The organism is Nocardioides sp. DN36, from assembly GCF_055380375.1.
Genome location: NZ_AP043823.1, coordinates 4,294,002 through 4,319,000 on the forward strand (window position 1 = coordinate 4,294,002; position 24,999 = coordinate 4,319,000).

Below are 24,999 nucleotides of genomic sequence, written 5' to 3' on the forward strand. Positions count from 1 at the left end.
GCGTTTGGTGGAATGGGCGCATGACCGCACCCGCCCGGCAGGATCCCGGGCCCACGCCAGCGCCGCCCCGCCCCCGCCAGGTGACCCTGGCGGCGTGGTTGATCATGGGCGGGTCGGCGCTGGTCGTCCTCACCGTCTTCGAGCGGGTCTCGGGACTGCACACGCTCGAGACCCGGCAGGCGGTGCAGGAGTTCCTGGCCGAGCCGCCCGGTGACACGCTGGGGCTGGACGTCTCCGGCGTGCTCGACATCCTCCGGGTGCTCTGCATGGTGGCCGCGGGGTGCGCGACCGCCGCGGCGATCCTGGGCTACCAGGTGCTGCGCCGCAGCCGGAGCGCCCGCCTGGCGCTGACCCTGCTGGCGGTCCCGCTGTTCGTGACCGGGCTGGTCTCGGGCGGCTTCCTCGCCTCGGTCGTCGCCGCGTCGTCGGTGATGTTGTGGTTCCAGCCCGCCCGGGACTGGTTCGACGGGAAGGCGCCCGCGCCCGCGCCGGCACCCGAGCGTGGCGCCCCGGCCGAGTGGCCCCCGTCCCGCCCGGCCGCGCCCGCCCCGGAGCTGCTGCCGCGGCTCGAGTCGGACCCGACCGTCCGACCGGCGGCGGTCTCGTGGGCCTGCGTCCTGACCTGGGTCTGCGCCGGCCTCACGCTGCTGGTGATGGCGGCGAGCATGGCGCTGCTGGCGGCCAGCCCCGACCTGGTGTTCGAGGAGCTGCACAAGCAGAACCCCGACCTCGCCGCCCAGGGCCTCTCCGACGACACCCTCCGCACGGCCACCTTCGTGGTCGGCGGCGTGGTAGTGATGTGGTCGCTGGCCGCGATGCTCCTCGCCGGGCTCGCATTCCGCGGGGTCGACTGGGCCCGACTCTCGCTGGTCGTCTCGGCGTCGGCCTCGGCGGTCTGCCTGCTGCTCGCGACGCTGGGGCAGTTCCTGCTCGTGGTCCCGCTCGCGGCCAGCGTCGTGACCCTGGCGCTGCTGGTCCGGCCCGACGTGCGGGCCTGGTACGACGCCCGTCGCGACGGGTCGACGCCTCCCGCCGTGAAGTAGCGACGGGTCGGCGCCGCACGAGGTGAAGCTGCGACGGGTCGGCGCCGCACGACGTGAAGCTGCGACAGGTCGACGTCAGGCGTGCAGGTGGGCGCCCTTGAGCCGGCGCAGCCCCTCCTCGATGACCTCGCGCTCCTTGCAGAACGCCCAGCGCACCAGGTGCCGGCCGGCGCCGGGGGCGTCGGGGTCGTCGTAGAACACCTGGCTCGGGATCGCCACGACACCGGCCCGCTCGGGCAGGGCCAGGCAGAACGAGAGACCGTCGGACCACCCCAGGGCGGAGACGTCGGCGGTGGCGAAGTAGGTCCCCTCGGGGACCCGCACGTCCAGCCCGACGTCACGCAGGCCGGCACACAGCAGGTCACGGCGCTCCTGCAGCGAGGCCGCCAGCCTCGTCGGGAAGTCCGAGGCCTCGTCGAGCGCGAGGGCGACCGCCGGCTGCAGCGGCGAGCCGGAGGTGAACGTCAGCCACTGCTTGGCCGCCAGCACCGCCCCGACCAGCTCGGCGGGGCCGGTCGCCCAGCCGACCTTCCAGCCCGTGAACGACCAGGACTTGCCCGCGCTCGACAGGGTGAGGGTGCGCTCGGACATGCCCGGCAGGGTGGCCAGCGGCACGTGCCGGTGCCCGGTGAACGTCAGGTGCTCGTAGACCTCGTCGGTCACCACCACGAGGTCGTGCTCGATCGCCACCTCGGCGATCACCCCGAGCTCCTCGGGGGTGAGCACGGTGCCGGTCGGGTTGTGCGGGCTGTTCACCAGCACCAGTCGCGTCCGCGGGGTCACCGCGGCGCGCAGCTCGTCCGGGTCCAGCCGGTAGTCGGGCGCGCGCAGCGTCACCGGACGGCGTACGCCGCCCGCCATCTGGATCATCGCCACGTAGGAGTCGTAGTAGGGCTCCAGCACCACGACCTCGTCACCCGGGTCGACGAGCCCGAGGAGTGCCGCGGCGATCCCCTCGGTGCACCCGGTCGTCACCACCACCTCGCGGTCGGGGTCGAGCTCGAGCCCGTAGTGGCGCTGCTGGTGGCGGGCGATCGCCTGCCGGAGCGAGGGCACGCCCGGGCCGGGGGCGTACTGGTTCTGCCCGCCCTCGAGCGCTGCCACCGCCCGCGCGATCACCTCGGGCGGCCCGTCGACGTCCGGGAAGCCCTGCCCGAGGTTCACCGCCTGGGTGCGCACCGCGAGCGCCGACATCTCGGAGAAGATCGTGGGAGGGATGCCCTGGAGGCGGGAGGCGAGCATGGCTCGAACCTAACGCGGATACCCTGCGGGGCGTGACCAACGCAGACGCAGACCTCGCCCGCGACATCGACGCCTGCTGCCGCCTGACCGGTGAGTTCACGCTCCGGTCCGGCCAGGTGGCCTCGGAGTACTTCGACAAGTACCTCTTCGAGTCGGACCCCCGGCTCCTGCACCGGGTGGCGCAGCAGATGCTCGACCTGCTGCCTGCCGACACCGAGCTGCTCGGCGGCCTCGAGCTCGGCGGAGTGCCGATCGCGACCACGGTGTCCGGCCTGACCGGGCTCCCGGCGCTGTTCGTGCGGAAGAAGGCCAAGGAGTACGGCACCTGCAAGCTCGCCGAGGGCCCGGACGTCGCGGGGCGGCGGGTCACCCTCATCGAGGACGTGATCACGACCGGTGGCGCCGTGCGCGACGCGACGCGGGCGCTGCGCGAGGCGGGGGCCGTCGTGGAGGTGGTCGTGTGCGCGATCGACCGCAGCCCCGAGGGACAGAACCCGCTCGACGACGTCGGGCTCGAGGTGCGCCCGGTGCTCACCAAGGCCGAGCTGGACGCGGTCCGCGGCTGAGCGGCTCCGCTCGACCGCGCGAGGTCAGTCTGCCTGCTGGTCGGCGGCCTGCTGGTCGTTGCTGTGCCGGCTGTGCCGCCACCACTCGTAGACGACCGGGATCAGCGAGAAGGCGAGGATCGCGATGATCGCCTTGTCGAGGTTCTCGCCGAGCGAGGGGAACGCCGACCCCAGGAAGTAGCCCAGCAGGGTGATGCTGATGACCCAGAGCATCGCGCCGACCAGGCTCCAGGTGAAGAACCGGCCGCGGTGCATCTTCGTCACGCCCGCGACCACGGTGATGAAGGTCCGGACGAACGGCACGAACCGCCCGATCACCAGCGCCTTGCTGCCGTGCCGGTCGAAGAAGTCCGAGGTCTTGTCGAAGTGCTTCTGCTTGAGCACCCGACCGTCCCGCTCGTAGAGCGGTGGCCCGAGCCAACGGCCGATCTCGTAGCCGGACACGTTGCCCAGGAAGCCGGCGACGGTGAGCGCGGCGAGCGCGAAGAGCAGCTCGACGAACGGCGCGCCGGGGATCAGGTCGACCTTCTCCGAGGCGATGAACAGCCCGAGCCCGAAGAGCAGGGTGTCCCCGGGCAGGAACGGGAAGAGCAGCCCGCACTCGATGAACACGATGACGAGGCTGACCCAGAAGAGCGTGTTGCCGAACTGGTCGAGCAACCAGTTGGGGTCCATCCAGCTCATCCCGAGCAGCAACGGATGGAGATCCAGCAGCACGGTCACGGATCAACGGTACCCGGCGGGTCCTGAGCGTCGGCCGGGACGACCCGGCGGGAGAGTACGGTTCCGGCTGTGGACGACCACGACGCCGACGCCTTCCTCGCCGCAGCCCGGATCGCGGGGGACCTCGCCACCCGGCCCGAGGTCGCGGCCCGCTGGACCGAGGAGAGCGCCTGCGCCGGCATGAGCGTGGGCGGGCTGGCGCACCACCTGGTGGGGCAGTCCGTCAGCATGCTGCGCCTGCTCGCCGCAGCGCCGGTCGACGAGCAGCCGATCGGGGTGCTGGAGCACTACGACCGCGCGACCTGGGTGCACTCCTCCCTCGACGACGAGGTCAACGTCGGCATCCGCGAGGGCTCGGACGCCGAGGCCGCGGGCGGCCCGGACGCGTTGGGGGCGCTGGTGGCCTCGACGCTGGCGGACCTCCCGGCCGCGCTGCGCGCGCCCCGGGACCCCGACACCGTCCACATCCCCTGGCAGGGGTGGAGCCTGTCCTCCCACGACTGGGTGGTCACCCGGCTGATGGAGATCGTCGTGCACGCCGACGACCTCGCCGCGAGCATCGACGTGCCCACGCCGGAGTTCCCCGAGGACGTGGTCACCGCGGTGGTCGGGCTGCTCGCGGGCGTCTCGTTGCGCCGGCACGGCCAGGCCGCGGTCGTCCGGGCGCTCAGCCGCCCCCAGCGGGCGCCCGGGTCGGTGTCGGCCTTCTGATGGGCCGGCTGGAGGGCGACACGGCGGAGACCGACGACCGGCGGGCGCCGTACGACCCGATGCCACACGGCCCGGAGGAGGTCGGCGTGGGGCCTTGGGAGGGTCCGTGGCCGACGGAGGAGCAGTACGACGCGCAGCTGCTCGCCGAGGGTGACCGCCGCAACGTGGTGGACCGGTACCGGTACTGGACGGTCGAGGCGATCGTGGCCGACCTCGACACCCGGCGCCACGACTTCCACGTCGCGATCGAGAACTGGCAGCACGACTTCAACATCGGCACCATCGTCCGCTCGGCGAACGCCTTCCTGGCCGCCGAGGTACACATCGTGGGCAACCGCCGCTGGAACCGGCGCGGGGCGATGGTGACCGACCGCTACCAGCACGTCCGGCACCACCCGACCGTGGCCGACCTCGCGGCGTACCTCCACGAGCTGCCCGGGGGGCCGGTCTCGCTGCTCGGCATCGACAACCTGCCCGGGTCGCAGCACCTCGAGACGATGTCCGTGCCGCGCCGGGTGTGCTTCCTGTTCGGCCAGGAGGGCCCGGGCCTGTCCGCGGGGGCGCGGGAGGCCGTCGACGGCACCTTCTCGATCGCCCAGTTCGGCTCCACCCGCTCGATCAACGCCTCGGCCGCGGCCGCGATCGCGATGCACGCGTGGGTGCGTTCGCACGCGGACCTCTCCGGCGAGGACGCCTGGCGCGGTTGAGCCGGGTCGTGCGGTCCGGGGTGCGCCGGAGCGCACCCTGGACCGCACGACCCGTGTCAGTGGGAGGTCAGGACTTCCTGCAGCGCGGCCAGCCCGCGGGAGCTGTGGCTCTTGACCGTGCCCTCGCTGATCCTCAGCTCCGCGGCGGTCTCGGCGACCGAGAGGCCCAGCCAGTGCCGCAGCAGCACCGTCTTGCGCTGCATCTCGGGCAGCGCCTGGAGCGCGGCGACGAGCGCGGACCGCTCCTCGTTGGGCAGCCCGTCCCGGGCCGCCTCGTCCCGGCCCTCGAGGCCGGGCCGCTCGCGTCGCCACGGACGTCGCGACTCGTCGATGCCGGTGCGGACGATGATCCGGCGGGCGTAGGCCTCCTCGTGCCCGGCCTGGTGGATCCGCGGCCAGGCGAGGTAGAGCTTGACCAGGGACGCCTGCAGCAGGTCCTCGGCCTGGTGCCAGTCGCCGCACAGGACGTAGGCGAGGCGCCGCAGGTGGCTCTGGCGCGCCGCGACGAAGGCGGAGTACTCCGCGTCCCGAGAGGCGCGGTTCACCGCAGGCCCTCTCCGGAGGCGTAACGCGCACGGGCCGCGGTCAAGAGCTCCTGGAACGTCGCGCCGACCGTGTCTCGGGGCGGGGTCGGGATCACGTCGAGCTTCCCGTCCACGACCCGCCAGACGACGAAGTAGGAGCTGTCGCCGGCACGCAGGACGGCGGCCCCGGTGGTGGCGCCGACCGGGGCGAAGCGGTCGCCCAGGCGCGGGTCGTCGGTGCGCTGCAGCACCTCGGTCTCGGCGGTCGGCACGACCCGGCCGTCCGCGGTCAGCCGCAAGGGCTGCAGTCCGCCGTCCGGGTCGACGCCGTTCTCGAGCTGCACCTGCTCGTCGACCCAGGCGCGGAACCCCGAGCCCATCGGCACCGACGAGGAGTAGCCGAACCCGTGGTCGGTGACCTCGCTGAGGATCCACATCCGCTGGCCCCGGTAGGTCAGGTCGAACGCGTCCGAGGTCCGGGGCGCGCGGTAGTCGTAGGGGTTCTCGATGCGCTCGTGCACCACCACGCCGGGTCGGACGTAGAGCCTGCCGTCGAGGTACTGGATCGGGGTGTCGTCCTCCCAGCTGACCGCCGGGCCTCCCGAGCCGTCGGCCGACGGGGTGGGGTCCGACGCGACCACCTGGCCGGCCTCACGCTGCGGGCCCGACGAGCCGACGGCGTACGTCGCGCCGAGGGCCGCCACCACGCCGCACACCGCCAGCGCCCCGGCGGCCCGCCTCCGGCGGAGCGCCCGGTGCCCCTGGACGAGCCACTGGTCGACCGGCCGGTCCACCGGTTCGCCCCCGAAGGGCTGGTCGAGCTCCTCACGCATCCGCTCGGTCAGTGTCATGGTCCCGTCCCTCCGCAGCCGGCCCCCGTGGCCAGTTCACCCGACAAGACGAGCGCGGTCCGGCTGCGGTTGTCAGCCGCGCAGAAGTTTCCACGACGCGCCGGCTCACGCCTCCTGGGAGGTGAGCACCTCTTGCAGCGCGGCCAGCCCGCGGGAGCTGTGGCTCTTGACCGTGCCCTCGCTGATCCTCAGCTCCGCGGCGGTCTCGGCGACCGAGAGGCCCAGCCAGTGCCGCAGCAGCACCGTCTTGCGCTGCATGAGCGGCAGCTGCTGCAGGGCGTCGAACAGGGCCGAGCGCTCCTCGACCGGGAGCGGCTCGCGTGCCTGCCGCTCGGGTCCGTCGAGGCCGGACACCTCCCGCCGCCACGGCCGCCGGGAGTCGTCGATGTTCGCGCGCACGATGATCGTGCGCACGTACGCCTCCTCGTGGCCGTCGCGCCGGACCCGCGGCCAGGCGACGTACAGCTTGACCAGCGCGGTCTGCACCAGGTCGTCGGCGCGGTGCCAGTCGCCGCAGATCGCGTAGGCGATCCGGCGCAGGTGGGTGCGGCGCGCCCGCACGAAGTCCGTGTACGCGGCGTCGCGGTTCCCGGCCCTCACAGCAGCCCACCGCCGCCCTCGGCGTAGCGCTGGCGGGCGAGGTCGAGGAAGTCGTCGAGGGTCGCGCCCCCGTCGGCGGCGGAGACGGCGATGTACTGCGCCGGGGCGCCCGCGGAGCGGCGCGCGAGGACGTAGTAGCGCTGGCCCTCGAACTCCACCTCGGCCACAGCGGTCCGATCGGTGGCACCCGCGAACGAGTCGCCCACGGCGGGGTGCGGTCGCTGCTGGACCATGGTCACCGCGTCGAGCGGCTGGAGCCGCTCGCTGTCGCCGTCGAAGCGCACCAGCTGCATGGTGACCTGGCCCGGCCAGTCGGTCACGTCGCTGCTCGGGCCGCTCCGGTCGGAGCCCTGGATGGGGGCCTGCTCGTCGACCCAGTCGCGGAAGCTGAGCTCCGACATCGCCTGCTGGCTGGCCGAGCCTCCGCCCTTGAACTTGTCGAGGTAGCCGGCGAACCAGTAGGTCTGGCCCTTCAGCCGGTACACGACCGCGGCCGACATCGCCGGCGCCTTGCGGTGGTAGGGGTTGTCGACCACGCGGACCACGTCCACGCCCGGCGACACGTGCAGGGTGCCGTCCGGCTCGAGCGAGACGTCCATGCCCATGCGCCCGGTCCTCTTGTCCGTCACCACGGACAGGTGCGCGGGCGCGGTCGTGGGCGACGAGCTGGGCGACGAGGTCGGTGACTGGGTCGTCGTAGCGCTCGGCTCGCCGGCGACCGGAGCTCCCTGGGGATGACCGCCCCCGGCCGTGGCCAGGGCGGTGGTGCCGCCGATGGCCACCGCCACGGCGGCGGCCGCGGCCCCGGTCACGAGGCGGCGGCGCCGCAACGCCTGCCGGCCCTCGGAGACCAGCGCGGTGACCGGCTCGGGCTCGGGACCGGAGCCGAAGCTGCGGTCGATCTCGTCGCGGATGTCCATGTCTTCCCCCTGTCGTGTGCTCTCAGGTGGGATACGGGCCGGAGCCGCCAGGGGTTGTCATGGCGAGGGTTGTCACCTCAGCAGCTCCGTCAGCGCATCGATCGCCTCGCGGGCGTCGCCGACGACGGTGCCCACGTCCCCGGGCAGCTCCCAGGGGTCGAGGAGGACGAGGGGTACGCCGGTGCGCCGGGCCAGCGCGATCTCGCTGAGCGTGCCCCAGCTGCAGCCGACCGCCACCACCGCGTCGGCGGCCCGGACGAGCAGCCCGTTGCGCAGCTCGCCGAGCCCTGTGGGCAGCAGGTAGGTGTGCTCGGGGGCGCCGGCGGTGCGGTCGAGCCCCGGCAGCAGGCCGATGGCCACCCCGCCTTGGCCGGTCGCGCCCGCCGCCGCCGCACGCATCACCCCGTGGTGCCCGCCGGTGAGCACCACGGCTCCGGCCAGCGCGAGTCGGCGACCGATCTCCTCGGCGTGCGCGAGGTCGGACTCCCGGGCCGTGTCCGCCGGCCCGACCACGGCGACGTAGCGCCCCTCGATGCTCATCGGGCGCCCGCGGCCAGGTCGGCCAGGAGCCGCCGGTGCACGAGCTCGACGACCGCCTCCCGGGCCGGCAGGTCGAGCAGCTGATAGGCCCGGCCCAGCACTCCGTGCGGCTCGAACGTGACCGCCTGGTGCAGGCGGCTGAGCGCCTCGTCGACGGGCTCGACCTCGGTGGTCAGCACGACCCGGCCGGGAGCGCGGACGGCGGCCTCGAGCACGAGCCGGTGCCGGCCGTTGTCCGGACCCGCCGCGACGACCCGCCAGAAGCCGGCGGTGTCGCCCGTCGCCAGCAGCGGGGTGCCCGGCGGGACCCACGGCCGACCCCGCCCGCCGACGAGACGGTCCAGGCCGCCGCGCAGCACGAACGGCGCCGCGTCGACGTACCACTGGCGGCCCGCCCTGCCGGAGGCGACCACCGCCCAGGCGGCGCCCGCGGACACGTCGAGGTCGCTGCTGCGGCGACTGGTGCGCAACGTCGGGACGGTCACCCCCCGACCCTAGGCCGTGCCCCCGGCACCGAGGACCGAACGACCCCTCTGCGGTCCGTCGCGGAGCCACTAGGGTGGGACGCGCCCAGCACGCCGGCCGAGGAGTTCCAGATGCCCATCGCCACCCCCGAGACCTACGCCCAGATGCTCGATGAGGCCAAGAAGAACGCCTTCGCGTTCCCGGCCATCAACGTGTCGTCCTCCCAGACGCTGAACGCCGCCCTGAAGGGGTTCGCCGACGCCGGGTCCGACGGGATCATCCAGGTCTCCACCGGTGGTGCGGAGTACTTCTCCGGGCCGTCGGTGAAGAACATGGTCACCGGCTCGGTGGCCTTCGCCGCGTTCGCTGCCGAGGTGGCCAAGAACTACCCGGTCAACGTGGCGCTGCACACCGACCACTGCCCCAAGGACAAGCTCGACGGCTTCGTGCGCCCGCTGGTCGACATCTCGGCCGAGCGCGTGGCCCGCGGCGAGCTGCCGCTGTTCCAGTCGCACATGTGGGACGGCTCCGCGGTGCCGCTGGACGAGAACCTCCAGATCGCCCGCGAGCTGCTCGAGAAGTGCGCGAAGGCCCGGATCATCCTCGAGATCGAGGTCGGCGTCGTCGGCGGCGAGGAGGACGGCGTCGTCGGAGCGATCGACGAGAAGCTCTACTCCACCCCCGAGGACGCGATCGCCACCGTCAAGGCGCTCGGCACGGGCGAGGACGGCCGCTACCTGACCGCGCTCACCTTCGGCAACGTTCACGGCGTCTACAAGCCCGGCAACGTCAAGCTCCGCCCCGAGATCCTCAAGCAGGCCCAGGAGGCGGTCGTGAAGGAGCTCGGCCTCGACGCCGGCGCGCGCCCCTTCGACCTGGTCTTCCACGGCGGCTCCGGCTCGACCGCGGAGGAGATCGGCGCGGCGGTCGACTTCGGTGTGGTGAAGATGAACGTCGACACCGACACCCAGTACGCCTTCACCCGTCCGGTCGCCGCCCACATGTTCAGCAACTACGACGGCGTGCTGAAGGTCGACGGCGAGGTCGGCAACAAGAAGGTCTACGACCCGCGCGCCTGGGGCAAGGCCGCCGAGGCCGGCATGGCCGCCCGCGTGGTCGAGGCCTGCGAGAACCTCCGCTCGGCCGGGAAGTCCGTCTCCGCCTGAGGCCCGGCACGACGTCGTACGGCCCGGTCGCTCATGCGACCGGGCCGTACGACGTCCGGATGGAGGTCAGCCCGCGTCGACGGCCGGCCGGGCGTTCGTGCCGGGAGCGGACGGCGCGCTCGCCGTCGCCCCGAAGCCCTGGTGGCGCGGCTTCTCGAAGAACAGCACGGCGATGAAGCCCAGCACGAACGCCGCGGTGGGCAGCAGCACCGAGGTCGCCATCGCGTCGCTGAACGCCTGCGCGACCTGGGGCGGCAGCCCGCCGCCCGACGAGCCGCCCTCGGCCTGACCACTGAAGGACGGCAGCCCCTCGGCCGCGAGCCGCGAGTCGATCAGCACCGCGATCGCGGCGGAGCCCAGCACCGCACCGACCTGGCGGGTGGCGTTGTAGACGCCGGACCCGGCACCGGCCTGCTGGACCGGCAGGTTGCGGGTCGCCGTCGCGCTGTTCGGCGCCCAGACGAAGGCGTTGCCGATGCCGAAGACGACCATCGGCGGCACCGTCCACCAGATCGAGGTGTCCGGGGTCATCACGGTCGACAGCCACAGCAGTCCGGCGAACAGGCAGGCGAAGCCGAACGCCGTGATCACCCGCGGGTGGACGCGGTCGGTGAGCTGGCCCACCAGCCGGGCGAGGACGAGCGTCATGACCGCCATCGGCACCAGCAGCAGCGCCGCCCGGGTCGGGCTCAGGCCGCGGACCACCTGGGCCCAGATCATGATCGGGATGGACAGCGAGGTGATCGAGAAGCCCATCACGGTGATCGCGACGTTGGCCAGCGAGAAGTTGCGGTCGCGGAACAGGCCCAGCGGGACCAGCGGCTCCCGGGTGTTGCGGGACTGCCAGAACACGAACGCCGCGAGCACGACCAGGCCGGTGGCGATCATCAGCCAGATCGCCGTGCTCCAGTCGTACTGGTGGCCCTCCTGGATGCCGAAGACCAGCAGGAACATGCCCAGGCCGCTGAGCGCGACGCCGAGCCAGTCGAAGCTGTGCGAGTGAGTCGGCAGGGTCGGCACCAGCCGCCAGGCCAGCGCGAAGCCGACCAGGCCCACCGGCACGTTGATGAAGAAGATCCACTCCCAGCCGAGCGCGTCGACCAGCACGCCGCCGAGGATCGGGCCCACGAGCGTGGCCACGCCGGCGGTGGCACCCCAGAGGGCCATCGCCGCGCCGCGCCGGGCCGCGGGGAAGATGCGGGTGATGATCGCCATCGTCTGCGGGGTGATCATCGAGGCGCCGAGGCCCTGGACGACCCGCGCGATGATCAAGCCCTCGATGGTGCCCGTCAGCCCGCACCACAGCGAGGCCAGGGTGAACACCGTGAGCCCGGTCAGGTAGAGCCGCTTGGGGCCGAACCGGTCGCCGAGCCGGCCGGTGATGAGGACCGGGACGGCGTAGGCCAGCAGGTAGGCGCTGGTCACCCAGACGACGTCGTTCACGCCGGCCTGGAGGTCCTCGATGATGGCGGGGGTCGCGACCGAGACGATGGTCGTGTCGACCAGGATCATGAAGAAGCCGATGCACAGCGCGAACAGCGCGGGCCACGGGTCCTTCTCCTGGGCCTCGGCCCCGGTGACAGGTGCGGTGTGGGTCATGGGAGAAGTCAACACCCGGCCATGGACAATGCTTCCATGACTTCCTTCGGTGACCTGATGGCCGGCCCCCCGCCCACCCACCTGCCGGAGGACCCGGCCGCCGCCGAGCTGGCGGCAGGGGAGGCGCCGGTGGGCGTCGTGCGCCGCCACCCGGCCTCGCCGTTCGCCTGGGCCGCGCTGGCCGAGCAGGCCCGCGACGCAGGGGCGGACGACGTGACCGTGTACGCCTACTCCCGGGTCGGCTACCACCGCAGCCTGGACATGCTGCGCCGCAACGGCTGGAAGGGCCACGGCCCGGTCCCGTGGGAGCACGAGCCGAACCGCGGCTTCCTGCGCTGCCTGGCGATGCTCGCCGCGGCGGCCCGCGCCATCGGCGAGACGCCCGAGTGGGAGCGCTGCTCGGAGTTCCTGCGCGACTCCAGCCCCGCGGCGTACGACGCCCTGCTCGGTTGATGCTGCTCGGTTGATGCTGCTCGGTTGACGCTGCTCGGCTGACCGCGCGCGGTCAGGCGGTCAGCAGCGAGCGCACGGTGCCGGTGCCGAGGGCGACGATCAGCGTGGGCAGCCGCGGGCCACGGTCGGCGTCGACCAGCAGGTTGTAGAGCAGCGTGAAGAACGCCTTCTGGTCGGCCTTGACCTCGTCGGTCGGGCCGGCGTCCAGCGGCAGCCCGTGCGCGAGCTTGGGCACCCCGTAGACCAGGGCGGTCACCGGCTCGATGTCGAGCTCCTCGGGGAGGCCGTCGAGCAGCAGGCTGATCCACTGGCGCTCGGGGTCGGAGAGCGCGGCCAGCCGGTCGCGGTCCGGTTCGGTGCGCACCGTGGTGCGGTCCTCGGCCGGCACGTAGTCGGCCATCCAGGTCATCGCCCGGCCGAGCCGGGGCTCGAGCTCGTCGACGTCGGCGTGCTCGTAGCCCACGTGCCCGATCGTGCGGCTGATCAGCTCCGCGCTGCCGGCGGTCACGTCGGCCACCGAGGACAGCACCCGGAACGGCACGACGACCGCCGGGGTGGGCAGGGTGCCGGCAGCGGCGGTCGCGGAGGCGCGCTCGAAGGCCAGGACCTGGGCGTCACGCTTGTCGGGGTTCGCGGCCTTGCGGCCCAGGGCGTCCCACTCGTCGTAGAGGCGCACGACCTCGGGCCCGAAGTCGACGTTGAACGCCTGCTTCGGCTGGCGCCGGACGTAGAGCCAGCGCAGGATCGGCGCCTCGAGGATCCTCAGGGCGTCGGCCGCGGTCGGGACCTTGCCCCGCGAGGACGACATCTTGACCTGACCGCCGGCTCCGACGAAGGAGTAGCCGACGAAGGACGGCGCCCGGCCGCCGTAGATCTTCTTCACCAGCTCCTTGCCCACGGTGTACGACGACCCGGGCGTGGCGTGGTCCACGCCACCGGGCTCGAAGTCGACCTGCTCGAAGGCCCAGCGCATCGGCCAGTCGACCTTCCAGACCAGCTTGCCCTCGTGCTGGGTCGTCAGGTTCGTGACGCCCTCGAAGGCGCAGACCTGGCAGGTGTAGGCGAGGTCGGTGGTGTCGTCGTCGTACGACGTGACGGTGGTCGTGTCGCGGCCGCAGTCACGGCAGTAGGGCTTGAAGGGGAAACGGGAGAGGTCCCCGCTGCCCGTGTCGTCGTCCTCGTCGGCGACCGAGTCCTCGAGGGCCTCCGCCTCCTGCTCGCTCTCGGCCACCGGCGCGGTCTTCTTGGTGCGGTAGGCCGCCAGCACGGACTCGATCTCGTCGCGACGGCGCACAGCGGTGAGGATCTCGTCGCGGTAGGCGCCGGCGCGGTACTGCTCGGTCTGCGAGACCTCCTCCATCTCCACGCCCATCTCGCGCAGCGAGGCCTGCAGCGGCTCCTTGAAGTGCTCGGCCCACGACTCGTGGCAGGACCACGGGTCCGGCACGGCGGACAGCGGGCGGCCGATGTGCTCGGACCACGACGGGTCGACGCCCGCGGGCACCTTGCGGAACCGGTCGTAGTCGTCCCAGCTGTGCAGGTGACGCACCGCGATCCCCCGCCGCCGGATCTCCTCGGCGACGAAGTGCACGGTCAGGAACTCGCGCAGGTTGCCGAGGTGCACCGGGCCCGACGGGCTCGCACCGGACGCACAGGTGATGAGGCGGCCGCCGTCGGAGCCGGCCTTCTCGTCGGCCTGCCGGGCGTGACGGATCGCGTCGTCCGCCGCGCGGGTGACCCAGTCGGTGGGGGCCTGCCCCGTGGAGGCCTCTGCGCCTCGTCCCATGCTGCTCGCTGCTCCTGCTGCTCGGTCGTGCTCGGGTGGTGTGCCGAGCCGCAACGCTACCGGGCGCGGGACACCGCTCCGAAAGGCGGACACGACCCCCTGCGGCGAAGGTGCCCGAAAATGCGGGAAGGGCCTCGGAATCGTCCCCTGTGGCGATTCCGACGCCCTGTCCCTTGCGTCGGCTTGCTCGACCGCATCCCCCGATGTGGGTCGTGCCTGCCGCCGCGCCCTCCCCGAGAGGAGGTGCGGCCGCTCGACGCGCACAGGAATCTTCGCATTGACCGGTCCGTGCCAGCTGGCTAACAGCGGCCCTTGACACTAACCTGCCAGAATGCCGCGTCGCGCCCCGATCAGCGTCATGACCGCCCTCGGCTTCCCGCCCACCGTCGACCGTCTCTACGAGCGGGTGCTCAAGCAGTCCGGACGCGAGCTGGTCTCGGTGGCGCAGGCGTTGCTGCGCTCGCCCCAGGAGCTGATGTCCGACCTCGCCCCGCTGATGGAGCACGAGGTGGTGCGGATCGAGGCCGGCCGGGTGTTCGTGGAGACCCCCTCGGAGGCGCTGGCCAGGCTGGTCGCCGACCAGGCCGGCGAGGCGGCCCGGGCCCGCCGCCGGCTCGACGCGCTGGCCGCCGCGATCCCGTTCCTGACCGCCGGGGCCGCGCGTCCGGCGCCCGGCGAGGTGCACGACGTGGAGCCGATCGACGGCGAGATCAGCTCCGGCGGCCAGCCGGTCGCGCTGATCGCGGCGCTGATGGCGCAGAGCAAGGGGGACATCCTCTGGCTGCGCCCGGACCAGTGGCGGATCCCCCGTGAGGACGCGATGCTCGGCGTGGTCCGCGACATCATCGCCACCGGGCGGCGCTCGCGCGCGATCTACCCGGTGCGGGCCCTGACCGAGGCGCCGGACACCCTGCGCGCCCGGGCCGAGATCGGTGAGCAGATCCGGGTGCTGCCCGACCTCCCGACCCGCATGTTCATCATCGGCACCACCCACGCCGTGCTGCCCGAGCCGCTGGGCTTCACCGACGAGCCCCGGTCGCTGGTGCGCCAGCAGGGGCTCGTCGAGGCGCTGACCCTGCTCTTCGAGCTGCTGTGGGAGCGGGCCGCCCCGGTGCCCGCGCTCGACCGGGGCGAGGCCCGACCCGACCTGCGCCGGTTCATGCTGCAGCAGCTCGCCTCCGGAGCCCAGGACGAGCAGGTCGCCCGGACCCTCGGCATCAGCCTGCGGACGGTGCGCCGCCGGGTCGCCGACGTGCTCACCGAGCTCGGCGCCGACACCCGGTTCCAGGCCGGTGTCGAGGCCGTACGTCGCGGCTGGCTGTGACGCGGCCGGCCCTGACGCGGTCGGCCCTGACGCGTTCGGCCCTCGCGGTCGACTACGCGGAGGGGAGCACCATCGAGTAGGCCTCGGGCTCCACGTGCCAGGTGCGCTGCCGCTCGGGGCCGTAGATCTCCCCGTCCGCGCTGACCCAGAACTCCTCGCCCGAGACCGACACCGTCGAGCCGCGCAGGTAGGTGACGTCCTCGCGCTCGGGGTGGCGGGCCAGGCCGAGGTGGACGGCGTACCGGACCCGCTCCAGCGGGCCGACCGCCCGGGAGATCATCACGTCGACGCGACCGTCCTCCGGCGTGGCGTCCGGGGTGAGCTCGGCGCCGCCGCCGACCGAGGAGCCGTTGCCGACGGCCACCATCAGCACCGGCTCGTCGAAGTCGTTCACCACGCGGCCGTCCACCTCGACCCGCAGCCGCAGGATGGGCGGGTTCCAGGCGGTGAGCGCCGCGCCGATCGGGTAGCCGAGCTTGCCGAGGTTGACCTTGCCGACCCCGACCGAGCCCAGCCGCTCCTTCCAGCGCGCGCCGCGGCGGCTGGCGTTGGCCCCGGCCCCGACGTGGACGCTGTTGACGACCACCTCGCCGACCTCGTCGACGACCAGGTCCATCGGTCGCACCTCGCCGTGCAGGATCACCCGGGCGGCCTCCTCGACGTCGAGGGGGATGTCGACGCCGCGGGCGAAGTCGTTGCCGGTGCCGAGGGGCAGCAGCCCGAGCACCGAGCCCTTCAGGTCGTTGCGACGGTGCAGCGCCGAGACGACCGCGTGCAGGCTGCCGTCACCGCCCGCCACCACGATCCGCCGCGAGCCGGCGCGGTGCAGCACGCCGTCGAGCTCACCGGGGTCTCCGGTCGCCTGGACCTCCACCGACACGTGCTCGCGCAGCACCGTCAGGGCGAGCTCCAGCGACTCCTCGTCGGCGGTGCCGGCGTCGCTGTTGGTGATGACGAGTAGCGGGTCCACTCGCCGGACCCTATCCGAGGTCTGATCCGTCGAGCAGGGCCATCCGGACGTCCTGCGGTATCGTGTGGCCGCAAGAGCCCCGGTGCGCTGTTGCCGGGGCTCCTTGCATTTCCTGCAGTCCACCTTGAGGGGTAAGCGATGCCCGCGATCGTCATCCTCGGCGCCCAGTGGGGCGACGAGGGCAAGGGCAAGGCGACCGATCAGCTCGCCACGACCGAGACCATCGACTACGTCGTCCGCACCAGCGGCGGCCACAACGCCGGCCACACCATCGTGGTCAACGGCGAGAAGTTCGCCACGCACCTGCTCCCGAGCGGCATCCTGACGCCGGGCGCCACCTCGGTGATCGCCAACGGCGTCGTGGTGTCGCCCGAGGCGCTCTTCCGCGAGCTGGACGCGCTGCTCGAGCGCGGGGTGGAGGTCGCCGACCTCGTCGTCAGCGCCAACGCGCACGTCATCGCGTCGTACCACTCGACGATCGACAAGGTCGCCGAGCGGTTCCTCGGCGCCAGCAAGCTCGGCACCACCGGGCGGGGCATCGGGCCGGCGTACGCCGACAAGATCAACCGCGTCGGGATCCGGGTCGCCGACCTCTTCGACGAGGGCATCCTGCGGCAGAAGGTCGAGGCGTCCCTCGACATCAAGAACCACCTGCTCGCCAAGGTCTACAACCGCCGCGCGATCGAGGTCGACGCCGTGGTCGAGGAGCTGCTGTCGTACGTCGACCGGTTGCGGCCGATGGTCAAGGACACCTCGCTGCTGCTGAACACCGCGCTCGACGAGGGGAAGACGGTGCTCTTCGAGGGTGCCCAGGCGACGATGCTCGACGTCGACCACGGCACCTACCCGTTCGTGACCAGCAGCAACCCGGTCGCGGGCGGGGTCTGCACCGGCGCCGGCGTCGGCCCGACCCGGATCGACCGGGTGATCGGCGTGATCAAGGCCTACACGACCCGCGTCGGCTCCGGCCCGTTCCCCACCGAGCTCTTCGACGAGGACGGCATCAACCTGCAGAAGATCGGCGGCGAGATCGGTGTCTCGACCGGCCGCACCCGCCGCTGCGGCTGGTACGACGCCGTCGTCGCGCGCTACTCCAGCCGCGTCAACGGGCTCACGGACTACTTCCTCACCAAGCTCGACGTGCTCGACAGCTGGGAGCGGATCCCGGTCTGCGTCGCCTACGAGATCGACGGCGTGCGCCACGACGAGATGCCGATGACCCAGACCGAGTTCCACCACGCCAAGCCCGTCTACGAGTACTTCGACGGGTGGAAGACCGACATCTCCGGATGCCGGTCCTTCGACGACCTGCCCAAGAACGCCCAGGTGTACGTCCAGGCGCTCGAGGAGATGTCCGGCACCCGCATCTGGGGCGTGGGCGTGGGGCCGGGCCGTGAGCAGACGATCGAGGTCCATCCCGCCTGAGCCCCGAGCCGGGCGGCGCCCGGGTCGCCTCGGCCGTTCCTGGGACGCTGCCGAGGGTCCCGGTCTACGGTGCGCACATGCTGGAGCCCGAGCGCGCGATCGACCGCCTGCGCGCGGTCCACGCGCCTCCGGAGGGTCACCGGACGCTGCACGCGAAGGGCGGCTTCTACGCCGCGACCTTCACCGCGACCCCGGAGGCGTCCGGCCTGAGCCGGGCGCTGCACCTCGCCGGGACACCTGTCCCGGTCACCGTGCGGTGGTCCAACGCCGCGGGCGACCCCCGGCTGGGAGACGAGGAGCCCGACATCCGGGGGATGGCGGTCTCCTTCCACCTGCCTGACGGCACGGTCACGGACCTGCTGGCCCAGACCTCGCCGCGCTTCCCGGTCCGCACGCCCGAGGACTTCGTCTCCCTGGTCGAGGCATCGCGCCGCCCGCGCACGCTGCTGGCCTGGCTGGTCCGGCACCCGTCGGGCGTCCCTGCCGTCCTCGCCGGGGTGCGTGCCAGGGCGGCGGGCAGGCCCTTCAGCTACGCCGAGGTCGCGTACTACCCGCTGCACGCCTACCGCTGGGTCGATGCCGCGGGTGCCGGCACGTGGGTCCGCTACGCCTTCGTCCCGCTGGCTGGGCCGCAGGACCGGCCGGTGGGCGAGTTCAGCGGCGCGCACCGCCTGCAGGAGGAGATCGCGGCCCGGCTGTCGGCCGCCCCGGTCCGCCACGAGGTGCGGGTGCAGGTGGCCGGACCGGGGGACGACCCGCACGACGTCATGTCGGTGTGGAAGCACGCGCGCGAGCTCGTCGCTGGCACGATCGAGGTCACCGGGCCGGTGCCCGACCCGGAGACGCAGGGGTCGGCCGTGGTGTTCGACCCGACGCGGGTCGTCGACGGCATCGAGCTGTCCGACGACCCGATCCTGCGCTACCGGCCCGCGGCGTACGCCGAGTCGGTGTCCCGCCGGACCCGACCTCAGCAGGGGTGACCGCCCGGCGGCACTACCCTTGACGCCCGTGACCTCCCCCTCGCCGTCCTCCCTCTCGGTCCTGGTCATCGGCACCGGTGGCCGTGAGCACGCCTTGGTCCGCGCGCTGGCCCAGGACCCCGCCGTCACCGCCGTGCACGCGGCCCCCGGGAACCCCGGCATGGCCGGCCCCGCGACGCTGCACGCGGTGGACCCGCTGTCCGGCGAGGCCGTCGCCGAGCTCGCCGCCTCGCTCGGCGTGGACCTGGTGGTCGTCGGTCCCGAGGCGCCGCTCGTGGCCGGGGTCGCCGACGCCGTCCGCGAGCGGGGCATCGCCTGCTTCGGCCCGTCGCGCGAGGCCGCGCTCCTCGAGGGGTCCAAGGCGTTCGCCAAGGAGGTCATGGAGGCCGCCGGAGTGCCGACCGCGCGGGCGTTCGTCTGCACCACTCCCGAGCAGGCCGCCGCCGCCCTCGACCAGCTCGGCGCGCCGTACGTCGTCAAGGACGACGGCCTCGCCGCGGGCAAGGGCGTCATCGTGACCGAGGACCGCCAGGCGGCGGTCGACCACGCGGCTGCGTGCGAGCAGGTCGTGATCGAGGAGTACCTCGACGGCCCCGAGGTCTCGCTCTTCGCGCTGTGCAGCTGGAACGAGGCCGACGGCGCCACCGTCCGTCCGCTGCTGCCGGCCCAGGACTTCAAGCGGATCCGTGACGACGACCAGGGCCCCAACACCGGCGGCATGGGCGCCTACACCCCCCTGCCCTGGGCGCCCGAGGGGCTGGTCGACGAGGTGCTGCGCACCGTCCTGCAGCCGACGGTCGACGAGATGGCCCGACGCGGCACGCCGTTCACCGGGCTGCTGTACGCCGGGCTCGCACTCACCTCGAGGGGCACCCGCGTCGTGGAGTTCAACGCCCGCTTCGGCGACCCCGAGACCCAGCCGCTGCTCGCGCTGCTCGACTCGCCGCTGGCCGCGCTGCTGCACGCCGCGGCGACCGGCACGCTCGCCGACGTGCCGGCGCCGGTCTGGAAGGCCGGGGCCGCCGTGGCGGTCGTGCTGGCCAGCCGGGGCTACCCCGAGACCTCGTCGTCGGGCGACGTGATCACGGGGATCGACCGCGCCGAGGCGATCGAGGGGGTGCACGTCATCCAGGCGGGCACCGCGATGTCCGGGGACGACCTCGTGACCGCCGGCGGGCGGGTGCTCGCAGTGGTCGGGACCGGTCCCCACGTCGAGGCCGCCCGCGCCGCGGCGTACGAGGGCGTGGCCGCCGTCGAGTTCGAGGGCGTCCAGCACCGCACCGACATCGCGCGCCTGGCGACACCCGGCTGAGCAGGTGCGGGGCCGGCCCGGTCGGGGTCGTGCCGCGCCGGGACCTCGTGATCCAGGGGTGGCAGCTGTTCGCCCAGCGGACGGGCACCGGCTCCCGTCCGGAGGTCGGGTGAGCGCGTGGGAGAATCGAGGGACCGAGCCACCGCCCTTGCAGGAGAACGCGTGACCGTCCCCAACGTCCTGGCCACCCGCTACGCCGGCGCGGACCTCGCGCGCATCTGGTCCCCGGAGCACAAGATCGTCCTGGAGCGCCGGCTCTGGATCGCCGTCCTCGAGGCCCAGCGCGACCTCGGCATCGAGGTGCCCGACGGCGTCCTCGAGGCCTACCGGGACGTCGTCGACAAGGTCGACCTCGAGTCGATCGCGGCCCGGGAACGGGTCACCCGCCACGACGTGAAGGCGCGGATCGAGGAGTTCTGCGCGCTCGCCGGCCACGAGCACATCCACAAGGGCATGACCTCGCGCGACCTGACCGAGAACGTCGAGCAGCTGCAGGTGCGCCAGTCCCTGGAGCTGTTGCGCGACCGTGCCGTCGCGGCGCTGGCGCGGCTCGCGCGCCTGGCCTCCGAGCACGAGACCACGGTGATGGCCGGCCGCTCGCACAACGTGGCAGCGCAGGCGACGACGCTGGGCAAGCGCTTCGCGACCGTCGCCGACGAGATGCTGATCGGCCTGGACCGGGTCGAGGGCCTGCTCGCCCGCTACCCGCTGCGCGGGATCAAGGGACCGATGGGCACCGCCCAGGACATGCTCGACCTGCTCGACGGCGACGCGACCAAGCTCGCCGACCTCGAGGAGCGGGTGGCCCTCCACCTGGGCTTCGAGCGGGTGCTCACCTCGGTCGGCCAGGTCTACCCTCGCTCGCTGGACTTCGACGTGGTCTCCTCGCTGGTGCAGCTGGTGGCCGGTCCGTCCAACCTCGCCACCACCATCCGGCTGATGGCCGGGAACGAGCTGGTGACCGAGGGGTTCAAGGAGGGGCAGGTCGGCTCCTCCGCGATGCCGCACAAGATGAACAGCCGGTCCTGCGAGCGGGTCAACGGGCTCGCCGTCGTGCTCCGCGGCCACCTGTCGATGATCGGCGAGCTCGCCGGCGACCAGTGGAACGAGGGCGACGTCTCCGACTCCGTCGTCCGCCGGGTCGCGCTGCCGGACGCCTTCTTCGCCGCCGACGGGCTCTTCCAGACCTTCCTGACCGTGCTCGACGAGTTCGGTGCCTTCCCGGCCGTGGTGCAGCGTGAGCTCGACCGCTACCTGCCGTTCCTCGCCACCACCAAGGTCCTGATGGCGGCGGTCCGCAACGGGGTCGGCCGCGAGGTCGCTCACGAGGCGATCAAGGAGGCCGCCGTCGGGGTCGCCCTCGACATGCGTCGCGGCCAGGCGGAGAACGACGTCTTCGCCCGGCTCGCCGCCGACCCGCGCCTCGGCCTCACCTCCGAGCAGCTCGACTCGCTGGTCGCCGAGCCGATCACCTTCACCGGCGCCGCGGTCGCCCAGGTCGAGTCCGTCGTACGCCGGGTGGCGGAGGTGGCGGCTCGCCACCCCGAGGCAGCGGCGTACTCCCCGGGCGCGATCCTCTAGCGGCGTCGGTCTGCGCTGCGACCCCCGGAGGGGCGCTGATTGGTCGGAGTCTGCATGGGAGTGGCCCGGATTGCTGCGGTTGGTGACCATTCGGCGGGGTCGTGATCTGGGTTGGCGGGTGGGGGCGCCGGTTGGTCGGAGTCTGCATGGGAGTGGCCCGGATCGGTGCGGTTGGTGACCATTCGGCGGGGTCGTGATCTGGGTTGCCGGGTGGGGGCGCCGGTTGGTCGGAGACTGCATGGGAGTGGCCCGGATCGGTGCGGTTGGTGACCATTCGGCGGGGTCGTGATCTGGGTTGCCGGGTGGGGGCGCCGGTTGGTCGGAGACTGCATGGGAGTGGCCCGGATCGGTGCGGTTGGTGACCATTCGGCGGGGTCGTGATCTGGGTTGCCGGGTGGGGGCGCCGGTTGGTCGGAGACTGCATGGGAATGGCCCGGATCGGTGCGGTTGGTGACCATTCGGCGGGGTCGTGATCTGGGTTGCCGGGTGGGGGCGCCGGTTGGTCGGAGACTGCATGGGAATGGCCCGGATCGGTGCGGTTGGTGACCATTCGGCGGGGTCGTGATCTGGGTTGCCGGGTGGGGGCGCCGGTTGGTCGGAGACTGCATGGGAATGGCCCGGATCGGTGCGGTTGGTGACCATTCGGCGGGGTCGTGATCTGGGTTGCCGGGTGGGGGCGCCGATTGGTCGGAGACTGCATCGGAATGGCCCGGATCGCTGCGGTTGGTGACCAATCCGCAGCCCGGGCGCCGACCCCAGCCCGAGCCGAGCCGGTCCATAGCTGCCACAGGCCCCGAGCCCGAAGCCGACGGCGAGCCGGGAGACGACGCCGGCCCCGGCGTACCTGTCCCGCAAGTGCGCAGGACCGCAGCCCGGGCGCCGGCCCCAGCCCGAGCCGAGCCGGTCCGTAGCTGCCACAGGCCCGGAGCCCGAAGCCGACGGCGAGCCGGGAGACGACGCCGGCCCCGGCGTACCTGTCCCGCAAGTGCGAGCCGGGAGACGACGCCGGCCCCGGCGTACCTGTCCCGCAACTGCGCAGGACCGCAGCCCGCACGCCGGGCCTCAGCCCTCCTGGCGCAGCGACCGCACCGCCATCACCATCGCGACGGCGAGGACCGCGAGCGAGGCGAGCAGTGCGAGCTGGAGCCCTCGTCCCGGCGACGAGGTGGAGGTGAGGCCGTAGACCGTCATCAGCAGGGCCGCGCCGATCGAGGACCCGATCCGCTGGCCGGTCTGCAGGGCACCACCCGCAGCGCCGCCCATCTGCGGCGGCACCTCCGCCAGGGACAGCGTGAAGTTGGGGGAGACGACCCCGCCGCCCCCGAGGCCGGCGACCAGCAGCGGCGGGACCAGCACCAGCCACAGCCCCTCGGCCCCGCGTCCCGGGACGAGCAGCGCGACGACCAGCACCCCGGTCATCATCACGCTGAGGGCGACGACCGTGATCAGGCGGTGGATCCGCGAGACCAGCTTGCCGGCCAGCGGCGCGGTGAGCGCCGACCCGACCGCGAACGGCGTCAGCAGCAGGCCGGCGGCCAGCGGAGAGAACCCCATCCCCTCCTGGAGGTAGACCGACAGCACCAGGAAGATGCCGGTGAAGCCGGTGAAGTAGAGCGCGCCGACGGCCAGTCCGTTGGCGTAGCCGGGGGTGCGCCGCAGCAGGGCCACGTCCAGCAGCGGCGCCCCGCCCCGCCTCCCGACCCGGCGTTCCCAGCGCACGAATCCCCAGAGGAAGAACGGAGCGCCGGCGAGCAGGAGGAGCGGCAGCCGTGCCCCGCTCTCGACGCTCACCAGCGGGAACAGCAGGCACAGCACCCCACCGCCGAGCAGCGTCGCGCCGAGGTGGTCGAGGCGGGTCCGGTCCTGGGCCTCCCGCGGCCGCTGCGGCACCATCCGGGCCACGAAGACCATCGCGACCAGGCCGATCGGGACGTTGACGAGGAACAGGTAGCGCCACCCGTTCTCCTCGCCGAGCAGGGTGATGATGACGCCGCCGATCACCGGCCCCAGGCCGGAGGAGATCGAGACGGTCAGCCCGAAGAAGCCGAATGCGCGCCCGCGTTCAGGCCCCCGGAAGAGCTGCTGGATGAGCCCCGAGTTCTGCGGCGTCAGGAACCCGGCGGCCGCCCCCTGCACCAGCCGCGCGCCGATCACCCACCCCGCGGTCGGCGCCAGCCCCACCGCCGCGCTGGCGACCACGAACCCGGTCAGCCCGACCAGCATCATCCGGCGTCGCCCGTGGGCGTCGCCGAGCCGGCCGCCGGTCACCAGCGTCAGGCCGAAGGCCAGCGCGTAGCCGGACACCACCCACTGGACCGTCGCGGCCGAGGTGTCCAGCCCGGCGCGGATCGAGGGGATGGCGACGTTGACGATCGTGACGTCGAGCAGCGCCATGAACCCGATCACCAGGGTGACCCCGAGGATCCGCCAGCGCCGGGGGTCGGGCTCGTAGGCCTCCTGCTCGCCCTGCGCGGCGGTCGCCGTCTCCTCGCTCACCCCCTCACTCTGACCCGGCCGCCCAAGCGGCGGGCGCGGCGGACCGTCGTACGACGCACAATGGGCGGGTGCGCAGGTCAGTTGATGTGAGGGTGACCGGTCGGGTGCAGGGCGTCGCGTTCCGGATGTACACCGAGCAGCAGGCCCACCGGCTGGGCGTCGCGGGCTGGGTCCGCAACGAGGCCGACGGCTCCGTCGGCGGTCACTTCGAGGGCGACACCGCGGCGGTCGACGCGCTCGTCGAGTGGTGCCGCAGCGGGCCGCCGATGGCCCGCGTGCAGCACGTCGCCGTGCGGGAGTCGCGAGACGGCGGCGCGCAGTCGTTCGAGGTCCGCTTCTGAGGCGGCTCAGACCAGGGCGCGCCCGTCGTGGTTGGCCAGCTTGTGGGCGATGGTGGCCAGGTCGGCGCGCCAGACGTCCTCGGGCACCGGCGGCAGCACGTCGTCCCACTGGATCGCGAAGCTGCCCTTGATGCCGGCCTGCCGCTCGGTCCGCGCCACGAACCAGACGTGCAGGTGGCTGCTGCCGTCCCCCCAGCGGCTCACGTGCACGCGACCGACGTTCGGCAGGTTGCACATGATCCGGCTCAGCCAGACCGAGACCCGGCCGTACTCCGAGGCGAGCTCGTCGTCCATCTCGCTGAAGTCCTGGTGCTCCTTGCTCTGCAGGAACAGCGCCACCGGCAGCCCGGTCGGCTCCGCCATCCGGGTCACGACCCAGCGCTCGTTCTCCCAGATGTCCCGAGCGGGGTCCCGCTCGCAGGTCGGGCACGGCTTGCCGGACTCTCCGGCACGGGGCTCCTCGTCGGCCGGGGGCGGCAGCACCTTCGGCACGATCGCGCCGTCGACGACCTCCCACGGGAAGATGTCCCACTCGACGAGCGACGGGGTGGGCAGGCGACCGTCCTTCCCGGCAGCGGCGACGACCCGGGCGTAGACCTCTTCAGCAGACTCCGGCATGGGCACACTGTGCCAGCAGACGCGAATTTGCGGGGCAACGCCCCCGGGCCCACGAT

General features: G+C 72.9%; 25 protein-coding genes. 12 read left to right on the top strand and 13 right to left on the bottom strand.

Annotated elements, in window-relative coordinates; genetic code table 11:
* Positions 1-20 precede the first annotated feature (20 nt).
* Complete coding sequence (locus ACZ43H_RS21590) at positions 21-1,043, top strand: hypothetical protein (RefSeq protein ID WP_464586377.1); 1,023 nt, start codon at positions 21-23, stop codon at positions 1,041-1,043.
* Between the two features lie 75 nt (positions 1,044-1,118).
* Here ACZ43H_RS21590 and ACZ43H_RS21595 read toward each other — a convergent pair whose 3' ends face one another.
* On the bottom strand, positions 1,119-2,285 hold the full coding sequence (locus tag ACZ43H_RS21595) for a pyridoxal phosphate-dependent aminotransferase (RefSeq protein ID WP_464586378.1): 1,167 nt from the start codon (positions 2,283-2,285) through the stop codon (positions 1,119-1,121).
* A gap of 32 nt (positions 2,286-2,317) precedes the next feature.
* Here ACZ43H_RS21595 and pyrE point away from each other — a divergent pair, with 32 nt between their 5' ends.
* Positions 2,318-2,851 (top strand): orotate phosphoribosyltransferase, encoded by a 534-nt coding sequence (gene pyrE, locus ACZ43H_RS21600; RefSeq protein WP_464586379.1) that lies wholly within the window; start codon positions 2,318-2,320, stop codon positions 2,849-2,851.
* Between the two features lie 24 nt (positions 2,852-2,875).
* Here pyrE and ACZ43H_RS21605 read toward each other — a convergent pair whose 3' ends face one another.
* Complete coding sequence (locus tag ACZ43H_RS21605; RefSeq protein WP_464586380.1) at positions 2,876-3,574, bottom strand: DedA family protein; 699 nt, start codon at positions 3,572-3,574, stop codon at positions 2,876-2,878.
* A 69-nt stretch (positions 3,575-3,643) separates the two neighbouring features.
* Here ACZ43H_RS21605 and ACZ43H_RS21610 point away from each other — a divergent pair, with 69 nt between their 5' ends.
* Positions 3,644-4,285, top strand: coding sequence for a maleylpyruvate isomerase N-terminal domain-containing protein (locus tag ACZ43H_RS21610; RefSeq protein WP_464586381.1), 642 nt, complete (start codon positions 3,644-3,646; stop codon positions 4,283-4,285).
* A 59-nt stretch (positions 4,286-4,344) separates the two neighbouring features.
* Entirely contained in the window at positions 4,345-4,992 is a 648-nt protein-coding gene (locus ACZ43H_RS21615; RefSeq protein WP_464590897.1) for a TrmH family RNA methyltransferase, read from the top strand.
* A gap of 56 nt (positions 4,993-5,048) precedes the next feature.
* Here the strand turns inward: ACZ43H_RS21615 and ACZ43H_RS21620 are convergent, their stop codons facing one another.
* From ACZ43H_RS21620 to ACZ43H_RS21645, 6 genes are all read right to left on the bottom strand, one after another.
* Positions 5,049-5,537 (bottom strand): SigE family RNA polymerase sigma factor, encoded by a 489-nt coding sequence (locus ACZ43H_RS21620; RefSeq protein ID WP_464586382.1) that lies wholly within the window; start codon positions 5,535-5,537, stop codon positions 5,049-5,051.
* Positions 5,534-6,367, bottom strand: a complete 834-nt coding sequence (locus ACZ43H_RS21625) for a hypothetical protein (RefSeq protein WP_464586383.1) — start codon at positions 6,365-6,367, stop codon at positions 5,534-5,536. Before ACZ43H_RS21625 ends, ACZ43H_RS21620 begins: the two co-directional genes overlap by 4 nt.
* 105 nt (positions 6,368-6,472) lie before the next feature.
* Positions 6,473-6,967 (bottom strand): SigE family RNA polymerase sigma factor, encoded by a 495-nt coding sequence (locus ACZ43H_RS21630; RefSeq protein WP_464586384.1) that lies wholly within the window; start codon positions 6,965-6,967, stop codon positions 6,473-6,475.
* The gene (locus ACZ43H_RS21635; protein ID WP_464586385.1) at positions 6,964-7,887 is read right to left on the bottom strand and encodes a hypothetical protein; all 924 of its coding nucleotides are present in this window, start codon (positions 7,885-7,887) and stop codon (positions 6,964-6,966) included. The genes ACZ43H_RS21630 and ACZ43H_RS21635 overlap by 4 nt, the downstream gene beginning before the upstream one ends.
* Before the next feature lie 72 nt (positions 7,888-7,959).
* Positions 7,960-8,427, bottom strand: coding sequence for an SLOG cluster 4 domain-containing protein (locus ACZ43H_RS21640; protein WP_464586386.1), 468 nt, complete (start codon positions 8,425-8,427; stop codon positions 7,960-7,962).
* Positions 8,424-8,912 (bottom strand): DUF2867 domain-containing protein, encoded by a 489-nt coding sequence (locus tag ACZ43H_RS21645; RefSeq protein WP_464586387.1) that lies wholly within the window; start codon positions 8,910-8,912, stop codon positions 8,424-8,426. The genes ACZ43H_RS21640 and ACZ43H_RS21645 overlap by 4 nt, the downstream gene beginning before the upstream one ends.
* 111 nt (positions 8,913-9,023) lie before the next feature.
* Here ACZ43H_RS21645 and fbaA point away from each other — a divergent pair, with 111 nt between their 5' ends.
* The gene (fbaA, locus tag ACZ43H_RS21650) at positions 9,024-10,058 is read left to right on the top strand and encodes a class II fructose-bisphosphate aldolase (RefSeq protein WP_464586388.1); all 1,035 of its coding nucleotides are present in this window, start codon (positions 9,024-9,026) and stop codon (positions 10,056-10,058) included.
* A gap of 66 nt (positions 10,059-10,124) precedes the next feature.
* Here the strand turns inward: fbaA and ACZ43H_RS21655 are convergent, their stop codons facing one another.
* Positions 10,125-11,657: a DHA2 family efflux MFS transporter permease subunit gene (locus tag ACZ43H_RS21655; protein WP_464586389.1), complete on the bottom strand. Its 1,533-nt coding sequence runs from the start codon at positions 11,655-11,657 to the stop codon at positions 10,125-10,127.
* Between the two features lie 36 nt (positions 11,658-11,693).
* Here ACZ43H_RS21655 and ACZ43H_RS21660 point away from each other — a divergent pair, with 36 nt between their 5' ends.
* The gene (locus ACZ43H_RS21660) at positions 11,694-12,110 is read left to right on the top strand and encodes a DUF3151 domain-containing protein (RefSeq protein ID WP_464586390.1); all 417 of its coding nucleotides are present in this window, start codon (positions 11,694-11,696) and stop codon (positions 12,108-12,110) included.
* A gap of 52 nt (positions 12,111-12,162) precedes the next feature.
* On the opposite strand, the gene lysS is transcribed toward ACZ43H_RS21660, so the two are convergent.
* The gene (gene lysS, locus ACZ43H_RS21665; RefSeq protein ID WP_464586391.1) at positions 12,163-13,896 is read right to left on the bottom strand and encodes a lysine--tRNA ligase; all 1,734 of its coding nucleotides are present in this window, start codon (positions 13,894-13,896) and stop codon (positions 12,163-12,165) included.
* Between the two features lie 331 nt (positions 13,897-14,227).
* Here lysS and ACZ43H_RS21670 point away from each other — a divergent pair, with 331 nt between their 5' ends.
* Complete coding sequence (locus ACZ43H_RS21670; protein ID WP_464586392.1) at positions 14,228-15,220, top strand: helix-turn-helix transcriptional regulator; 993 nt, start codon at positions 14,228-14,230, stop codon at positions 15,218-15,220.
* A gap of 52 nt (positions 15,221-15,272) precedes the next feature.
* Here the strand turns inward: ACZ43H_RS21670 and ACZ43H_RS21675 are convergent, their stop codons facing one another.
* Positions 15,273-16,190: a diacylglycerol/lipid kinase family protein gene (locus tag ACZ43H_RS21675; RefSeq protein ID WP_464586393.1), complete on the bottom strand. Its 918-nt coding sequence runs from the start codon at positions 16,188-16,190 to the stop codon at positions 15,273-15,275.
* 138 nt (positions 16,191-16,328) lie between these two features.
* Between ACZ43H_RS21675 and ACZ43H_RS21680 the strand changes: the two genes are divergently transcribed.
* The 4 genes from ACZ43H_RS21680 to purB all read left to right on the top strand — a co-directional run bounded on the left by ACZ43H_RS21680 (position 16,329) and on the right by purB (position 21,488).
* The gene (locus ACZ43H_RS21680; protein ID WP_464586394.1) at positions 16,329-17,615 is read left to right on the top strand and encodes an adenylosuccinate synthase; all 1,287 of its coding nucleotides are present in this window, start codon (positions 16,329-16,331) and stop codon (positions 17,613-17,615) included.
* A gap of 77 nt (positions 17,616-17,692) precedes the next feature.
* A complete protein-coding gene (locus tag ACZ43H_RS21685; protein WP_464586395.1) occupies positions 17,693-18,595 on the top strand; it encodes a catalase in 903 nt (300 codons plus the stop codon).
* Between the two features lie 28 nt (positions 18,596-18,623).
* The gene (gene purD, locus ACZ43H_RS21690) at positions 18,624-19,907 is read left to right on the top strand and encodes a phosphoribosylamine--glycine ligase (protein ID WP_464586396.1); all 1,284 of its coding nucleotides are present in this window, start codon (positions 18,624-18,626) and stop codon (positions 19,905-19,907) included.
* Positions 19,908-20,069: 162 nt separating this feature from the next.
* A complete protein-coding gene (gene purB, locus ACZ43H_RS21695) occupies positions 20,070-21,488 on the top strand; it encodes an adenylosuccinate lyase (RefSeq protein WP_464586397.1) in 1,419 nt (472 codons plus the stop codon).
* Positions 21,489-22,550: 1,062 nt separating this feature from the next.
* On the opposite strand, the gene ACZ43H_RS21700 is transcribed toward purB, so the two are convergent.
* Positions 22,551-23,984 carry an MFS transporter gene (locus ACZ43H_RS21700; RefSeq protein ID WP_464586398.1) on the bottom strand — a complete coding sequence of 478 codons (1,434 nt, stop codon included), beginning with the start codon at positions 23,982-23,984 and terminating at the stop codon, positions 22,551-22,553.
* Positions 23,985-24,076: 92 nt separating this feature from the next.
* Between ACZ43H_RS21700 and ACZ43H_RS21705 the strand changes: the two genes are divergently transcribed.
* Positions 24,077-24,325 (top strand): acylphosphatase, encoded by a 249-nt coding sequence (locus ACZ43H_RS21705; protein WP_464586399.1) that lies wholly within the window; start codon positions 24,077-24,079, stop codon positions 24,323-24,325.
* Between the two features lie 6 nt (positions 24,326-24,331).
* Here the strand turns inward: ACZ43H_RS21705 and ACZ43H_RS21710 are convergent, their stop codons facing one another.
* Positions 24,332-24,943, bottom strand: a complete 612-nt coding sequence (locus ACZ43H_RS21710) for a hypothetical protein (RefSeq protein WP_464586400.1) — start codon at positions 24,941-24,943, stop codon at positions 24,332-24,334.
* Positions 24,944-24,999 lie beyond the last annotated feature (56 nt).

What these genes read in the sequence shown, in the direction of transcription:
- ACZ43H_RS21670 (WP_464586392.1), top strand. Translation starts at nt 14,228, where the DNA reads ATGCCGCGTCGCGCCCCGATCAGCGTCATGACCGCCCTCGGCTTCCCG.
- ACZ43H_RS21710 (WP_464586400.1), bottom strand. Translation starts at nt 24,943, where the DNA reads ATGCCGGAGTCTGCTGAAGAGGTCTACGCCCGGGTCGTCGCCGCTGCC.
- lysS (WP_464586391.1), bottom strand. Translation starts at nt 13,896, where the DNA reads ATGGGACGAGGCGCAGAGGCCTCCACGGGGCAGGCCCCCACCGACTGG.
- ACZ43H_RS21640 (WP_464586386.1), bottom strand. Translation starts at nt 8,427, where the DNA reads ATGAGCATCGAGGGGCGCTACGTCGCCGTGGTCGGGCCGGCGGACACG.
- ACZ43H_RS21685 (WP_464586395.1), top strand. Translation starts at nt 17,693, where the DNA reads ATGCTGGAGCCCGAGCGCGCGATCGACCGCCTGCGCGCGGTCCACGCG.
- ACZ43H_RS21615 (WP_464590897.1), top strand. Translation starts at nt 4,345, where the DNA reads ATGCCACACGGCCCGGAGGAGGTCGGCGTGGGGCCTTGGGAGGGTCCG.
- fbaA (WP_464586388.1), top strand. Translation starts at nt 9,024, where the DNA reads ATGCCCATCGCCACCCCCGAGACCTACGCCCAGATGCTCGATGAGGCC.
- ACZ43H_RS21595 (WP_464586378.1), bottom strand. Translation starts at nt 2,285, where the DNA reads ATGCTCGCCTCCCGCCTCCAGGGCATCCCTCCCACGATCTTCTCCGAG.
- ACZ43H_RS21655 (WP_464586389.1), bottom strand. Translation starts at nt 11,657, where the DNA reads ATGACCCACACCGCACCTGTCACCGGGGCCGAGGCCCAGGAGAAGGAC.
- ACZ43H_RS21635 (WP_464586385.1), bottom strand. Translation starts at nt 7,887, where the DNA reads ATGGACATCCGCGACGAGATCGACCGCAGCTTCGGCTCCGGTCCCGAG.
- ACZ43H_RS21590 (WP_464586377.1), top strand. Translation starts at nt 21, where the DNA reads ATGACCGCACCCGCCCGGCAGGATCCCGGGCCCACGCCAGCGCCGCCC.
- ACZ43H_RS21680 (WP_464586394.1), top strand. Translation starts at nt 16,329, where the DNA reads ATGCCCGCGATCGTCATCCTCGGCGCCCAGTGGGGCGACGAGGGCAAG.
- ACZ43H_RS21660 (WP_464586390.1), top strand. Translation starts at nt 11,694, where the DNA reads ATGACTTCCTTCGGTGACCTGATGGCCGGCCCCCCGCCCACCCACCTG.
- ACZ43H_RS21625 (WP_464586383.1), bottom strand. Translation starts at nt 6,367, where the DNA reads ATGACACTGACCGAGCGGATGCGTGAGGAGCTCGACCAGCCCTTCGGG.